The 15,048-nt window shown below is 39.3% G+C and carries 14 protein-coding genes; 8 read left to right on the forward strand and 6 right to left on the reverse strand.

Annotated features, from left to right (window positions below):
* Positions 1-17: 17 nt before the first annotated feature.
* The 5 genes from QT16_RS14220 to QT16_RS14240 form a co-directional block, all read right to left on the reverse strand.
* A complete protein-coding gene (locus QT16_RS14220; RefSeq protein ID WP_039488810.1) occupies positions 18-788 on the reverse strand; it encodes an SDR family oxidoreductase in 771 nt (256 codons plus the stop codon).
* A complete protein-coding gene (locus QT16_RS14225) occupies positions 785-1,474 on the reverse strand; it encodes an iron-containing redox enzyme family protein (protein WP_039488811.1) in 690 nt (229 codons plus the stop codon). The genes QT16_RS14220 and QT16_RS14225 overlap by 4 nt, the downstream gene beginning before the upstream one ends.
* Positions 1,467-2,936, reverse strand: a complete 1,470-nt coding sequence (locus tag QT16_RS14230; RefSeq protein WP_039488812.1) for an AMP-binding protein — start codon at positions 2,934-2,936, stop codon at positions 1,467-1,469. The genes QT16_RS14225 and QT16_RS14230 overlap by 8 nt, the downstream gene beginning before the upstream one ends.
* On the reverse strand, positions 2,933-3,586 hold the full coding sequence (locus QT16_RS14235; protein WP_002959142.1) for a thermostable hemolysin: 654 nt from the start codon (positions 3,584-3,586) through the stop codon (positions 2,933-2,935). Before QT16_RS14235 ends, QT16_RS14230 begins: the two co-directional genes overlap by 4 nt.
* A gap of 152 nt (positions 3,587-3,738) precedes the next feature.
* The gene (locus tag QT16_RS14240) at positions 3,739-5,820 is read right to left on the reverse strand and encodes a TonB-dependent siderophore receptor (protein ID WP_039488813.1); all 2,082 of its coding nucleotides are present in this window, start codon (positions 5,818-5,820) and stop codon (positions 3,739-3,741) included.
* A 168-nt stretch (positions 5,821-5,988) separates the two neighbouring features.
* Here QT16_RS14240 and QT16_RS14245 point away from each other — a divergent pair, with 168 nt between their 5' ends.
* From QT16_RS14245 to QT16_RS14265, 5 genes are all read left to right on the forward strand, one after another.
* On the forward strand, positions 5,989-6,612 hold the full coding sequence (locus tag QT16_RS14245; RefSeq protein ID WP_039488814.1) for a fused MFS/spermidine synthase: 624 nt from the start codon (positions 5,989-5,991) through the stop codon (positions 6,610-6,612).
* Positions 6,605-7,489, forward strand: a complete 885-nt coding sequence (locus QT16_RS14250) for a spermidine synthase (RefSeq protein ID WP_039488815.1) — start codon at positions 6,605-6,607, stop codon at positions 7,487-7,489. The genes QT16_RS14245 and QT16_RS14250 overlap by 8 nt, the downstream gene beginning before the upstream one ends.
* 133 nt (positions 7,490-7,622) lie before the next feature.
* A complete protein-coding gene (locus tag QT16_RS14255; protein WP_002959150.1) occupies positions 7,623-8,090 on the forward strand; it encodes a MarR family transcriptional regulator in 468 nt (155 codons plus the stop codon).
* Between the two features lie 8 nt (positions 8,091-8,098).
* The gene (locus QT16_RS14260) at positions 8,099-9,163 is read left to right on the forward strand and encodes an HlyD family secretion protein (protein ID WP_039488816.1); all 1,065 of its coding nucleotides are present in this window, start codon (positions 8,099-8,101) and stop codon (positions 9,161-9,163) included.
* A 10-nt stretch (positions 9,164-9,173) separates the two neighbouring features.
* Entirely contained in the window at positions 9,174-10,223 is a 1,050-nt protein-coding gene (locus QT16_RS14265; RefSeq protein ID WP_039488817.1) for a DUF2955 domain-containing protein, read from the forward strand.
* A 113-nt stretch (positions 10,224-10,336) separates the two neighbouring features.
* Here the strand turns inward: QT16_RS14265 and QT16_RS14270 are convergent, their stop codons facing one another.
* Entirely contained in the window at positions 10,337-11,494 is a 1,158-nt protein-coding gene (locus tag QT16_RS14270) for a benzoate/H(+) symporter BenE family transporter (RefSeq protein WP_039488818.1), read from the reverse strand.
* 378 nt (positions 11,495-11,872) lie between these two features.
* Between QT16_RS14270 and QT16_RS14275 the strand changes: the two genes are divergently transcribed.
* The 3 genes from QT16_RS14275 to QT16_RS14285 all read left to right on the forward strand — a co-directional run bounded on the left by QT16_RS14275 (position 11,873) and on the right by QT16_RS14285 (position 14,951).
* The gene (locus tag QT16_RS14275; protein WP_039488819.1) at positions 11,873-12,577 is read left to right on the forward strand and encodes a protease inhibitor BamI-like protein; all 705 of its coding nucleotides are present in this window, start codon (positions 11,873-11,875) and stop codon (positions 12,575-12,577) included.
* A 126-nt stretch (positions 12,578-12,703) separates the two neighbouring features.
* Entirely contained in the window at positions 12,704-13,453 is a 750-nt protein-coding gene (locus tag QT16_RS14280; RefSeq protein WP_039488820.1) for a zinc-dependent metalloprotease family protein, read from the forward strand.
* 181 nt (positions 13,454-13,634) lie between these two features.
* A complete protein-coding gene (locus QT16_RS14285; RefSeq protein WP_039488822.1) occupies positions 13,635-14,951 on the forward strand; it encodes a DUF5666 domain-containing protein in 1,317 nt (438 codons plus the stop codon).
* Positions 14,952-15,048: the final 97 nt, after the last annotated feature.

The raw sequence follows: 15,048 nt of genomic DNA on the forward strand, positions 1-15,048 counted from the left end.
TTGCCTTTGTGTGTTTGTTAACTTAAAAAACGTTTAATTTTAGGAAGTTGCTTTGCAATAGCGTTATCAACAACGCTGGGGAATACGCCATTTATGCGTGCAAATAATTTTTCAGGAAAACCAATAAAGCGCCTTGTTTGGTTTGAACTTATAAGAGCTAATAACTCTTGAGCAACTAATTCTGGCGAGTCCATTTTATTGCCGAGCTCTTTATTCATTGCCCGCGCTTTACTGCTATTAATGGATGTATCTGTTGCTCTTGGTGCTAAATAGGTCACTTTAACGCCTGAACCATTCAACTCACGTGATAACGCTTCTGTAAAGCCACGTAAACCAAATTTACTGGCGCAATAAAGCGTTTGAAACGGGTAGCCAATACTGCCAAACGATGATCCCACGTTAACAATGGTGCCTTTGGTATACGCTAACTGCCCTAAAAATAGCTGGCATAATTTAATAGGCACCGACAGATTAGTAATGAGCATATTATCTATTTGCTCATTACTTGTGTGCTCAAGGCTTTGCATTGTATTTATACCGGCGTTATTAATAAGTAATTTAACGCCGCCGAGTTGCTTGGCTTTTATTGCTAGGTTAATACGTGCTGTATCGTCGGTTAAATCGCCCGTAAATATTTCACTGTCTGGGCATGCACGGCTCAACTCCTCAAGGGCTTGGGTATTTCGCCCTACAAGTAGTAACTTCCACCCTTTTGCATATAGGGCTTTAGCAATCGCTTGCCCTATTCCGCCTGTTGCACCAGTGAGCACACACAAAGAACTACTCATGCCAATTTGCCTTGTGCACGTGCTTTAAAAAATGGTTCGTCATCGAGTCCACGAAATATATCGCCGTATAAACGATAAAAGCGCTTTGCACCATGAAGTATGGCTTGCTGATCCGCCTCATCCGTTATTTGGTTCATTAGGTTTTCAAAAAACTTTACATGCTCTATATCAAGCGCGCCGTGAGAGGTTAAATAACTAAATGCTTTTTTAGGTAAGCCCACAACATTTGCAATGTTTGAAGCGGCGCCATCCGCAAGCGCTATAGAAGTGCCTTCAAGCACATGCACCATGCCAAAAAAGCTCAACGGATTTTTACGTGCAATGGAGTCGTACGCATACGACACCATCATTTCGGTAGCAAATTGCGGCTGACTACACCGTACTGTTTCTTTGTCAAAACCACAGGCTGCAATGTCATTAAGTACCCACTCTTGATGACCAATCTCTTCTTCAATGTATTCTGCGACGGCTTCGCGCAGCCATTCTTGATCGTCGGTTAATCGTGCACCAACCGACATCATTAATGGCACAGTATGCTTAACATGATGATACGCTTGCGCTAAAAACGAGGCGTATTCTTCAAGTGATGCTTCGCCTTTAAAAACACGCTGAATAATCGGCGCTGCAAGCAGGTAGTTTTGCTCTTGTTTAGTTTGCTCTTTAAGGGTGTTAAAAAAATCACTCATTAATTACTTCTCCAAGTCGGTAAAATTGATCAAACACAGCATGGTATTGCTTACTTATGGCATCTCGTTTTGGGCGATTATTTGTTGTTAATAATCCTTGTTGCACACTTAATGGGGCAGCTAAACGATGCCACTTTTGAATTCGAGCATAGTCGGGTAGTTGTTTATTAATTTCGTTAATGTACTGCGCTAACACTGGGTTACTTAGCTTTGTATCGGCGTAAATAATGGCACTGAGAAAAGGTCGCCCCTCACCAAACACAACGGCTTGTAAAATACCGCTTTGACTGAGTAATAGTGATTCAGGCCACTCGGCACTGATGTTACGACCCATGCTGGTAATAATTAGGTTTTTTAATCGGCCTTTAATAAATAAAGTATTTTGACGCTGCTCTACTAGATCACCGGTTGCATACCACTGGTCTTTGTTGTGAGGTTGACGGTTTAAGTAACCTAAAAACAAATCGCCTTTTATAAAAAGCTGGCCATTTTCAATTTTGGTTTGAATATGAGGTAACACAGAGCCGGCACTATGGATGTTATCGTTTGTGGGTGTATTTAAACTAACGACAGATGCCGCCTCAGAAAGTCCATAACCTTGGTACACCGGTAAGTTTAAGCTACGTGCTTTTACTATTAGCATTTCGCTGACAAGCGCACCACCTACGGCAATAAACTGTAACGAACTAGGCGGTTGCCATCCATCTTCTGCAAAAGTAACTAAGCATGCTAATAGTTCAGGCACTAAAATAAGCGTATTTGGCTTAACTTTATCAATCGCAGCAATAAGCTGTGCGGGCTGTTTTAATGCAGTACCAACAAAGCCTAATTCATTTAACGGCATTAAATGCACTGTACCGCCACTTTTTAAAGGGGCATACACACCGGCTATATTTTCAAGCAATACAGCAAGCGGCAATAAACATAAATGCACAGGCTTTTTAATATTAATTTTATCGCACAGAGATTGAGCTACCTGCATTTGGCTATTTGCAGATAAACACACGCCCTTTGGTTGCCCAGTCGATCCTGACGTAAATGTTACTTTTTGAGTATCTGGAAAATAACTGACGGGTTTAGCTACAACAATTTCGTAAATATATAATGTGTAACACTCAAATAAAGTAATTGATGCGGTCGGCTCCCCAAATAAAGGGTTTGGTATGTCGCTCATAAATATATTAGCGCCGCATTGCGCTAGTACATATTGAGTTTGTTGTTCACTAAAAAAGTGAGCAATTGGCACAGCCACTTTATTCGAAACCGCAGTAGCGGCATCAATAACAAGCCAAGCTGGCGTATTATCGAGCTTATAAGCGATACATTTGCCGTTAAAGCTATGTAGTATTTTTACTATTTTTTGTATTTGCTGGTTAAACTCATCCACGTTAATTTCAAGTGTTTGCTCTTTATTGTGGGCAATAATTAATGGCGATATTGCATGGGTATTATAGTAATTCATACATTCACCAACGCATTTACCAAAGAATTGATATTTGAGTGATTTTGCTGCATCAAACTATAAAGCATTGGGGTATTTAATACCTGTTGGTGAGCTTGCTCTAAACTCACAACGCATACGGTAGGCTGATTAGCGTAGTAACTTCCCCAACTTAGCGGATGCTCCACAACAAAACTGTTTGCCACAGCAATTTCAGTGCAGTTAACGCCTAATAAGCGCAGCAGTGCACGTACTTTTTTAGTGGCGCAAAATACTAAATGTTTTGCTCCTACACTTTGCAGGGCTTCATTAACAACAATAAAATGCCCAAGCGTTGCTTTGCGATGTGTAGAGCATAGGTTGCCAAGCTCAAATACTTTATTACGCTGTGTGTTCTCAGGTAAAAAATGCTCAATGGGCTGTGCTAAGTATTGCTCTATAAATAGAGGAGCTGTTGCTTGCCTTAAACCCAAAGTGCATTGCCCTTCGTTTGTCGTGTATTGGCAAAGTAATGGCATAAAAGAGGTAAGCGTGGCGTTATAAGCGACTAAAAAACCTTCTTTAACTGTGTTTTCTAACGCACTTCTATGCTCATCATTAACGCGAGCACTCACAAAGCGTGAGTTATTTTGAATATAAACGGGTGATGAAGGTAGGTGTGCTAATTGCATAAACATCGCTCATATAAAGTGTATGTTTGTAACTTAGCAAGCGAAACTTAAAGAAAACTTAAGAAACCTTAATTTAAATAAAAAAGCGCCTTAATTATTAAATTAAGACGCTTCAGGATGAAAACTGTTTAAAAGCTTAATAAGCTAAGCTATTAAAAATTATAAGCTATCGACATTTTAAATTGCGTAGGCGCCCCCGGATAAACCCACAAAGCGTTATAACTACTTTGAGCGTAGGCTTCATTAAAAATGTTATGAATACTCACATTTAGCTCTGTTTTATCTGTTAAATTTAATTGACCAAACACGCCGACCAATTGGTAACTTGGTAGTCTAAAGCTCAAATCTGCGGCATCACCTAGGCGGCTGCTGGTATATTGGTAACTTGCACCAAATTCAAGCTCTTTACCCATTAATGCTGTTTGATGGCTAAGTGTAAGGTTTAGATTGTTTTTTGGTACATTGACCAGTGGGCTGCCTTTTTCTATTGGCACGCCCCAATCGGCATTAATAATGTCGTTTGCTGTGGTGGCATCTATATAGGCGTACGATAAGTTAAATGCTGTTGCATCGGTAATATAGGTATTTAAATCAAGCTCAAACCCTTTGCTATCAGCTTTACCAATGGGAGCCGAAAAACCAACGTTTACAGGATCTGCCACTAACATATTACTTTTAGAAGCATCAAAAAGTGCCACAGTACCGTTTACACCTAAGTATTCAAACTTAGCACCAACTTCAAACGAGTCGCTGTACTCAAAGCCAAACGGGTCGCCGTTTGCATCAGTACCGCTCAGTGGTAAAAAGCCTTCAGAGTAACTGCTGTAAAAGGTTATTGTATTATTTAGTTTGTACACTACGCCAACGCGTGGGCTTATTTGGCTCTCAGAACTGGTTGAAAACACACCGCTGTTGGTTTCTAAAATATCTTGGTCTACGCTATCAAATCTAAGACCAAGTAAAAGTTTAAACTTATCAGTGATATCCATTTGATCTTGAATGTAAATACCGTAAGCGTTTTGCTCTTCATCATTTTCATAAAGTAGCGAAACAGCAGGACGTTCACCAGAATAATCAGGCTCAAAAATATCAATAGTATAAGTGCCATTACCGCCACGATAACGAGAAAGCGCCGTGCGCAAATCGTATTTATATGCATCAATACCTATTAATAAATGATGCGAAATGCCGGCTGTATCTAAACTTCCACTAACTTCAAACTTTACACTTAAATCTTCTACTTCGTAGTCGCGATAGCGCTGCTGGCGGGTAAGTGTGCGGCCATCTTCAAATAACGATTGGCGTGACGGTGCAAGTTCTGCATCTGACGAAAAACCCGTTAAGCTAGAGTCTCGATAATTTGCACCTACAACAAGTGACCATTCCTCGTTAATATCGTGGTTAAGCGTAATTTGGTGGCCTCGAGAGTAAACCTGCGTGTCTCCATCGTTTGGGTTACCTAAATAGCGCGAGCTTGGTAGGGTGTCAAAATCGTTATCGAGTACGACAACACCACGGTCGAATAGCTGAGCTAAATCTACGTATCCAAACTCATAAGTTACACTGGTCGATGCGTTTATTTGATGATATATAGACGGCGTAATCACCTTTTTATTGGTGTATACCTCATCGCGGTAGCTGTCACTATCTTGCCATGCGCCATTTATTCTAAACGCGGTGGTATCGTTAATGCCGCTGGTGTAATCGCCTTCAACGCGATTAAAACTGTCGCTGCCTAAGCTTAGCTTTATCTCACCCTGTGAATCAAACTGTGGCTTTTTAGTTACAATATTTACAGTCCCGCCTGGCTCTGATCGCCCATAAAGTGCTGAACCTGGGCCCTTTAGTACTTCAATGTAATCAATGTTAGATACATCACGCGGGCCGCTAAAACCACGCCCACCGCTAAAGCCATTAACTAAATAGCCCGATGGCATGTTTTCGTTACCCGAAAGGCCACGAATAGAAAAGCTATCCCACAATGCACCGCTATTGTTTTTACGTGAAATACTAGCTGAAAAATCAAGCGCATCTTGTAGTTGAGTAATTCCTTTTTTATTAAGCTCAGCACTATTAATACTAACTATAGATTGTGGCATTTGCTTTTGAGGAATATCACCGCGATAAGCTTGTTTATAAGTGACAGATATTTTTTCGATTTCTTCTTTTGGATCTTGCGCAATACTGGGCGCACTAATTCCTAGGCAGGCTAAATAAATTAAAGAGTACTTCATGTGATTGATTAACTAATAAAGTGTTATAGTATAACAAAATTGTAGCATGTGTTACTTTATAACAAAACTTCTTTTTAAAAAATCACTGAGCGATTAATTAATGCACTAGCGACTGCCGTGTCATCACGTTAGTATAGTGTTCTACTTAAGTTACATAACGATAATTACATGAGCATAAAAACAAACGCGTTAATTTACTTTTTAGCTTTTTGCAGCGGTTTTTGCATTATGGGGATTGAACTTTTAGGAGGGAGAATTCTCGCCCCTTTTTTTGGTAGTAGCGTACATATTTGGGGCAGTATAATTACAGTATTTATGCTTAGTTTATCTTTTGGGTATTTACTTGGCGGCAAACTCAGCACTAAAAATGCATCACTTACCAAATATGGTTTAATATTTTTAATAGCCAGCATTATGGTGGTGCCTATTACATTATTTTCGCAGCCAATAATGGAATTTATATTTACCCATATTGAAGATAGTCGCTACGGCTCACTCTTAGCGTCAACTGCTTTATTTTTTATACCTACCGTTATTTTAGGCATGATCTCGCCCTACTCTGTGCGCTTACTGGTAACAGATAGCGATAAAAGCGGCCAAGTGGCTGGGCGTTTATACTTTGTAAGTACGCTTGGCAGTGCACTGGGTACTATAATTACCTCGTTTTACTTTGTACTCGCGTTTGACGTAAATACAATTATTAGCGCCTTTGCTCTAACGCTTGGGTCACTGGGTTTAGTCGCGATTGTAATTAATACCTTGGCTAATAATAAGGAGCTTGCTCATGCTTAAATATTTACTACTGTCGTTAATTGCATTTTCGGGTTTTGCGTGCAGTAAAGTTATCCACGAAGAGCGCTCGCTTTATCGCAATATTATTGTTGAAGAAACGAGCGACTTACGTTGCCTTAAATTTAATACTAAAAGTAGCCAAACAAGCCAAAGCTGTATGTATAAGAACAATCCCGACAAACTTGTTTTTAATTACACAAAATTGACTTTTGCGAGCCTTTTAGTAGCCGATAACCCTAAAAATGTACTTATTATAGGGCTAGGTGGCGGTACGCTTTCTAACGTTATTCATGAGCTATACCCCACTGCAAAAATTCATAATGTTGAAATAGATCCCGCAGTAACTAAAGTTGCACGCGATTACTTTAACTTTATAGAAAACGATTTAGTGACATCAAGCGTGCAAGATGGCCGTATTTTTATAAAACGTGCCGCTATTAAAAAGCAAAAGTATGATTGGATTATTTTGGATGCATTTAACGGCGACTATATTCCGGAGCATTTGCTTACTAAAGAGTTTTTTGAAGAAGTACAAAGCGTATTAGCCGAAGGCGGTGTTATAGCTGCAAATACGTTTTCAAGTAGTAAACTTTATGAACATGAGTCGGCAACTTACCACGCTGTATTTGGCGACTTTATAAACGTAAGTCGCGAAAATCGTAGTAATCGTATTATTTTAGCGGGACTTAAATCAATGCCGAGCGAAGCGCAAATTAACACGCGTGTAAATGCTCTCGCCCCTAAATTAGTAAAATACGGTATAGACATAAAAGCGATTAGCCAATTTATGCAATTTACTAAAAACGATCAAGATTGGCCCGCAGATACAAAAGTACTTACCGATCAATACTCCCCAGCTAATTTACTTAACTTTTAAACTCCTGCTAAACCTCACCATTTTTACAAGTGAGGTTTAGCAAATATTTTGCTACTTCCCGCACTTACACATATTTACTTAGCAAGCTAAGTAATGATAAAATAGTTAGCTTGCTAACTATGTTGGGGTGGCTATGCCTACACACAAACCTTTTCACGAAACACTCGATTTAACAGTTATCGGTAATATGGGCCGAGTTCATCGTTTATGCCGCGAAGCGGTAACCATTGCGGTTGAGCCTTTAGGGCTTACTCAATCGCGCTGGACTGCACTAATGCATATTAGTATGCGTGGTGAGGGACTAACACAACTTGAACTTGCTAATAGCTTAGGGATAGAAATGCCTTCATTGACTCGTACGCTTAAGCAATTAGAGGAACAATCGTTAATCGTTCGCCGTGTAGACAAACATGATAAGCGCAGTAAAAGACTCTATTTTACTGAGCAAAGTGATGCCATTTTACATTCATTGCAAGAGACTATTTCCGATATAAAAAATCAGTTATACAGCGGTTTATCTGTTGAGCAACTAGATGCGATTGCATTTGGTTTGATCAAAATGGAGCAAAACGCCCTTAAATGTATTCAAGTTAATAAGTAAGGCTAAAAATGACACCGGATCAAAAGTTTGCACGCTATGTAAGGTTTTCTCTCATAGGGTTTATCTTAGTATTTATTTACTATTTAGTGGCCGATATGGTTTTGCCTGTGACACCACAAGCACGTGTTTATCACCCTGTTGTGCAAATATCACCGCAAATTAGTGGCCGAGTCACTAGTGTGCAAGTTAGTAATAACCAATCAGTTAAAGCAGGCGATATATTATTTAGTATCGATGAAGGCCCATATAATTTAGCTAAAGAACAAGCTCAACTCGCCCTTGATGATGCCAAATTACAAAATAAACGCCTTGATACCAATGTTAAAGCGCTTGAGGCACAAATAAGTGCTGCAAACGCTAAACAGCATGAGCAAAAACTATTAAAAAGCAGAGGCGAAAAGCTCTATAAGCAAAAGTCTATATCGGAGCAAGAACTTGAAAGCATTCGTGCTAATTTTGAAGCGAGTAAAGCAAATGTTGCAGCCCTAGAAGCCCAGTTAGCTGAAGCGGTTTTAGCTAGAGGTGACTCAGGTAACAAAAACTTAGCCATGCGCCACGCTGCTAACCAGTTAGCACAGGCTGAGTTAAATTTATCCTACACAAAAGTGCGCGCATTAAGTGACGGTGTAGTTGCTAACTTACAATTATTAAACGGCGCATACGCAGTTGCAGGCAGCCCATTATTAGCTATTGTTGCTAAAAAAGCCGACTTAGTTGCCGACTTTAGAGAAAAGTCACTCTCAAATATGAAGCAAGGCACCCAAGCGCGTGTAGTATTTGATAGCCGTCCAGGTGAAGTTTACGACGCAATACTTGAAACATTTGAAGCAGGCGTTAGCAGTGGTCAACTTAGTGCTAATGGTTTACTAAGTACAACAGAAACCAGTAATCGTTGGGTGCGTGATGCACAGCGTCAACGCATTCACTTAAAGCTCGTAAATCATCAAGACTTAATAGCAAACATGCCTAGTGGCTCACGTGCAACAGTACAATTATTACCAGAATCAACAATTGGGCAATGGTTTGGCTCTGCACAAATCAGGTTTATTAGCTGGTTACACTACATTTATTAATGGAGGCTTTATGACTCAAATTGTTAGCCAAGGCCCACAATTAGACTCCAATGGCCTTCGCCAAGCACTGCGCATTGCAGGTGGCTGTACCCTTGGCTTTACTATTAGTAAATTAATGAACTGGCCCAATGGTATATTTTTTACCGTTTATCCTATGTTGATATTGGGCATGGTACCTACGTTAAGTCGTGGGCTTATAAATCAATTTATAGCATCTGCTGCATTTAGCGCACTTATAGTGCTGATAATGCAGGGATTGTTTTCTCACTTGCCAGTCGTTATGACATTGTTAGTGTTTGGTGTTTTCTGCTTTTTATTTCATAAAATGAGTAGCGGTAGTGCCTTTTTATTTGGCGCTTTAGGCGTAATCAGTCTTTCTATTCAGCTACATTTTTCCAGCTATGTTGATCAAGGAAGCAGTATTTATCCGTTAATCTTAACTAATGGTTTGGCTATATTCTTAACCGTTATTATTGGAGGATTAATGCATGGCCTATTTCCTGATGTAACCGCAAGGCCTGGGCGAGTAATGCCAGCTAAAGCGAAAGAAAGTATTCGCCATGAGGTATTGTTATGCTCAACCGTGGCTACGCTCTCTTTTGTTGTTTTTCAGGTTCTTGATTTACAAGACTCAATATCTGCGCAGGCAGCTTCTGTGCTTATTTTATTTTCGTTGTGCTGGAAAGCCGCAGGTATGGCCGGTTGGCAGCGAGCAATTGGAACGCTTATAGGCTGTAATGCAGCGTTACTATCGCAACTATTTTTGTATAGTCACTCTGATTTTTTACTTTTTCCGATGGCTATTTTATGGATACTTTCGTTTGTTTTTGCGCGCTTTCATATTTTAGGCGGAGGCATACCTGGCATTGGTTTTGGTGTATTGACTACATTTGGTATTTTGTTTGGAAATTCACTCGGGCCAGGCCAAGATCTTGTTTATAGTGCAATGTACCGGTTTAGTTCGGTATCTGTGGCTATAATCTTAAGCTTATGTGTTGTGTATGTTATGCACCATATACTTAATCGGTTTAGCGTAACTCGCCATCATACTTATGATTAGGTAAACTCTGTTTGTAATACTAAAGGCTGCAATTGCAGCCTTTTTAATAAGCTTGGTTAAACTATTTTAATCATCTATATGAGCAATAATTTCGCTTTACATATTCACAGTTTTTAGTCTTTCCTGGTGATAATAAGCGTTAGCACACCCGCTATAATCCCCCAAAAAGCAGACCCTACTGAGAGCAATGTTAAGTTAGATGCAGTTACTAAAAAAGTGACTATTGCGGCCTCAGTATATTCAGTACTACTAAGGGCTTGCTGCAAACTATTAGCAATGGTGCCAAATAGCGCAATGCCCGCCAAAGCTAAAATAAGTGCCTGCGGTAAACTTGCTACCAAGCCAACTAATGTAGCTGCGCACAACGCCATTAAAATATAAAATACGCCAGCCGCTATACTCGCCCAATAACGTTTATCATGATTTTTATCCGCCTCATCACTCATACATATAGCTGCGGTAATCGCGGCTAAATTAATAGAGTAGGCTCCAAAAGGAGCACTAAGCATATTTACAAAGCCAGTAACATTAAGAGATGCAGATATAGGCGCTTTATATTTATGTGCTTTTAAAACCGCAATACCCGGTAAATTTTGCGAAGTCATGGTAACTATATAAAGTGGTAAGCCTATACTAATACATGCTTGCAAGTGGAAAGCGGGTTCAATATAAGCAAATTCGCTCATTTTCCAGTGCAGCGCGCTGGTATCAATATGGCCCATTTGCCAAGCGAGTAATACACCTATAATAAGCACGCTTAACATAGCAAAGCGGGCAAAAAAGCGTTTACCAATAAAGTACATAACGACCATTAAGCCAATTACTAAAGGCATGTCGTTCATAAAATTAAACACATCGATACCAAAGGTAACAAGCACGCCGGCCAACATGGCGCATGCAAGCTCACTTGGAATACGGTTCATTATTTTTTCAAACCAGCGCGTAACCCCCGACAAAAACACGAGCAATGCACTGAGCATAAACGCGCCAATAGCCTCATTTAAGTTATACCCTTGGGCACTTGAAATAAGTAATGCAGCTCCCGTGGTAGACCACGCAATTAAAACAGGTACTTTGTAATAGTACGATAAACCAATTGACGTTGTGCCCATCACTAAACCGAGCATTAAAATCCAACTAGCTACTAAATCGGGCGTACCACCAAGGGTTATCACTACCTGATAAATTAATGCAATAGAACTCGAAAAACCAATAATTACAGCCACAAGTCCTGCTGTAATTCGGTTAAGCAACTGATCAGACACCTTCATAAATTCCTCGTAATGCATTTATGCAGCACACAACATACGTGCCCAATAATTACATTGCAATTAGCGATTGGTTTACAAAAGGTGAAATAAATTCACTTTTTATTTTTCATTGTAATTAACGTCAAAAAGTCACTTTTAACCATTGTATTTAACTAAACAAACAAGTACCTGTAACTGCGCCAAAGCCCGCGTAAACACTACTAAAAACCAATACTAAAAAGAGCAAAAAACACACCAAAAATAAATATCCTTATATTTTATAAGGAATTATAAAATTAAGAAATAATTCTTTTCGGTTACATTTATTATCTTGATCTAATCCATTCAATAATATAAAACGTAACAAATAGTTAACCAAAAACACTAAAAGAGAAACAAATGAAGAGATCTGTCGTCTTACTAATTGCTATACCATTATCGGCATTTGCAGTTTATGGGCTATTTTTTAATGCAGATGAAACGGGCGAACCTATCGCGCCTGTTGCTATTGATTTTGTTCCTATTGATTTACAAAAAACGCGCAATACACATCCCCCTGCACCTATTGATATGAGTAAAGATCCAATTACCGTAAAACCCATTGTTGCCCCTGACAACAGCTTACCGTTTGAAGAATTTGATGCCGTAAATCGCTTATCAGACAAAGCAAAGCAAGTGCTTATAAACACAAAAGTTTTACCTACCGACTTACATAACGAGGCCTATATTGAGTTTGATTTAAATTCTTTACAGGCGTTAGAGACTGGCGAAAATTTTGATTTAGCTATTCCGCAAACAGCCGAAACATTCACCGCAGAAGTGACTAGTGTGGTTGAGTCTGAAAATGGCGATAAGAGCATATTTGGTAAAATAGTGGGTGTTGACGGTCGCATGCATAATACCGTTTTAACGGTAGGTAAAGATGCCGTATATGGCCAATTTACTGCACCTTCTGGCAACTATGTATTCGAAAGTAAAGGTAAGTACGGATGGATTGCAGCAAAACGCGATTTATATAAAAGCCACATAGAGCATGAAGTAACCGCACCAAAGCCCAAATCAGATAAAAGCATCGATATATTTGCACCAAAAATTGATGGCTAACCAATAATCAAAATATAAAAAACAACTAAAGCCGCACTATAAAGCAGCTTTAGTGTGTCTGCTTTTTATGAGCTCAACCAAGTTAAAAACAAGTTCCAACCACAACAAGAGTAAGGAAATACAATAATGAAAAAAGTAATCACAACAACCGCACTGGCTGCGGCATTATGTGCAGCAAGTGTTGCACAAGCAGAAACAATCGATATCGGTATCGGTATTTTATATACCGACCAATCAGCTGCTGCAACTAGCAATATTGACACTAAAATAAATCAACTAATTGCTTTTAGTAATCAGGTATATAGCCAAAATGGCGTTGATATAACACTACGCTTAGCTGGCAAACAAAACTTAGGTGACTACGCAGTAACGCCGTCTGAGGATTGGTTAGATTCGGTTACAAATAGCAGCTACGTAGATGGTTTACGCAGCGATTGGAAAGCCGACATGATTGCCGTATTAGGTACTGGCCAAAGTGCTGGCAATGGGCTTATTTCATGTGGTTTAGCGTGGGTTGGCCAAGGCACTAATGGCAATCTATATAGCTCAATGAGCAGCCGTATGTACTCAATCACTGCAATTGATTGTGGTGCAACTACATTTGTACACGAACTTGGTCATAACCAAGGTTTAGCGCATTCACGCAAACAAGGTGACACATCTGGCGGTGTATATGTAGATGGCATGGGTCATGGCGTACAAAATGAGTTTGCAAGTATTATGGCTTACCCGCACGTTTACGGTAGCGCAACTCAGTACGATTACTTCTCTAACCCTAACTGGAGCGTAAACGGTATTGCATTTGGTATTACAAACCAAGCGTATGCAATTCGCACGGTTACTGCTACAAAAACAAGTATTGCTAACTTTAAATAAGTAGCGCATTAAAAAGTGGGCTAAATAGCCCACTTAAAAGTTTTAACATGTTCTTCCCTGCAGAGCGCTTACGCGCTCTTTTTTATAACATTAACAAAAATTAATGTTCTGTCCACCTTCTTGATATACATGGTTAAGTACACTTACTCCATCAGCAATAGTTATTAACTTGGAGTTTCCCATGACCAACCAATCAATTAAAAATACAGCAAAACTAATCTCATTAAGTGCTATTACACTTGCGTTAACTGCATGCGGCAGTAGTTCGTCAAATAACGACAACAACGAGCTAACTGCTTCAGCTAATTTACCGAGTGTGATCATTGGGCAAGTAACAGGTGTAACGTCGGATTCAATTACTGTAAACAATCATATTATTGCAGCAGGCTCAGCAGAAGTAGAAATAGAGGGCAATAACGCAACTCTTGATAATATAAAACAAGGGATGATGGTAGAAGTAGAAACAAATGGTGCCCGCGCAACAGAAATAGATTACGACCCCGTATTTAAAGGTCCTATTAATATAATAAATGATCAAGTAAATATTGCAGGAATAACACTCAGTAACTTAAACAGCAGCGACTTTAGTCAAGGGCAATTATTTGAAATAAGTGGCTACAGTCATTCATTAAACTCATTAACGGTTACCTACCAAGCCCCTATTACTAACAGCCAATCAGAGCTTGAAGTGCAAGGCAGTATTACCAATTTAAACCAGCAGTTGCGTACATTTACTTTAGGTGATTTAGTTATTAACTACCAACAAGCTGATATAGACGGCACACTAAGTAATGGTCAAATTGTTGAGGTTGAAGGTTTTTATAATAATGAAATATTTAGTGCAACCGAGGTTGATGCAGAGCAAAGACTTAGTTTTACCGATAATATAGACACCGAGCTTGAAGGCGTAATCACCTTTGTAAATAACAATATGAGCTTAATAACATTAAACTCGCAGTGGCAAGTTAGCATTAATGATCAAACTCAATTTGAAGATGGCACCACCGCTAATCTTGTTGTTGGTCAAGTTATTGAGGTAGATGGTGTATGGCAGCAAGCCGATAATAAATTACTTGCTCAAGAAATAGAATTTGAATCAACAAACATCAACTCAAATACAACTAATCAGCAGTTTTCGGTAGCCGGTGTTGTTAGTTACGAGCAAGATATAGCGACAATAAATGGCATTGAATTTACATTTAATAGCCAAACTGTATTTGAGGATGGATTATCGGTTAATACCCTAGATGGGCAGTGGGTTGAGCTTGAAGGCACTTATAACAATGAGAAAAACAGCGTAAGCGAAGTTGAACTAGAGGACGATACAAGTGAGATTAACTTAACCGGTTTAGTGTCGGCAAATCAAAATCAGCAAGCAACGCTTTGGGGTTACATAAGTGAAGATAACTCATTAACGCAATATTTAAATCAAACCGTAGAATTAGAATGCCAATGGGTTGCAAGCAACCAAGTAAGAGCATGCGTTTTAGATGACTAGTAGCAATATAAAGCGCTGATATAAAGAATAAATCATACGACTAAATAAATGTGTTTAGCCCTCTTATTTGGTAGGCTAAACACATTAAAACAAGAGC

Origin of the sequence: Pseudoalteromonas distincta (genome assembly GCF_000814675.1) — a bacterium.
Classification (GTDB): domain Bacteria; phylum Pseudomonadota; class Gammaproteobacteria; order Enterobacterales; family Alteromonadaceae; genus Pseudoalteromonas; species Pseudoalteromonas distincta.

Coding starts and splice junctions, on each gene's coding strand:
- QT16_RS14270 (WP_039488818.1), bottom strand. CDS start 11,494: ATGAAGGTGTCTGATCAGTTGCTTAACCGAATTACAGCAGGACTTGTG.
- QT16_RS14235 (WP_002959142.1), bottom strand. CDS start 3,586: ATGCAATTAGCACACCTACCTTCATCACCCGTTTATATTCAAAATAAC.
- QT16_RS14240 (WP_039488813.1), bottom strand. CDS start 5,820: ATGAAGTACTCTTTAATTTATTTAGCCTGCCTAGGAATTAGTGCGCCC.
- QT16_RS14275 (WP_039488819.1), top strand. CDS start 11,873: ATGAAGAGATCTGTCGTCTTACTAATTGCTATACCATTATCGGCATTT.
- QT16_RS14285 (WP_039488822.1), top strand. CDS start 13,635: ATGACCAACCAATCAATTAAAAATACAGCAAAACTAATCTCATTAAGT.
- QT16_RS14280 (WP_039488820.1), top strand. CDS start 12,704: ATGAAAAAAGTAATCACAACAACCGCACTGGCTGCGGCATTATGTGCA.
- QT16_RS14255 (WP_002959150.1), top strand. CDS start 7,623: ATGCCTACACACAAACCTTTTCACGAAACACTCGATTTAACAGTTATC.
- QT16_RS14245 (WP_039488814.1), top strand. CDS start 5,989: ATGAGCATAAAAACAAACGCGTTAATTTACTTTTTAGCTTTTTGCAGC.
- QT16_RS14265 (WP_039488817.1), top strand. CDS start 9,174: ATGACTCAAATTGTTAGCCAAGGCCCACAATTAGACTCCAATGGCCTT.
- QT16_RS14250 (WP_039488815.1), top strand. CDS start 6,605: ATGCTTAAATATTTACTACTGTCGTTAATTGCATTTTCGGGTTTTGCG.
- QT16_RS14225 (WP_039488811.1), bottom strand. CDS start 1,474: ATGAGTGATTTTTTTAACACCCTTAAAGAGCAAACTAAACAAGAGCAA.
- QT16_RS14220 (WP_039488810.1), bottom strand. CDS start 788: ATGAGTAGTTCTTTGTGTGTGCTCACTGGTGCAACAGGCGGAATAGGG.
- QT16_RS14260 (WP_039488816.1), top strand. CDS start 8,099: ATGACACCGGATCAAAAGTTTGCACGCTATGTAAGGTTTTCTCTCATA.
- QT16_RS14230 (WP_039488812.1), bottom strand. CDS start 2,936: ATGAATTACTATAATACCCATGCAATATCGCCATTAATTATTGCCCAC.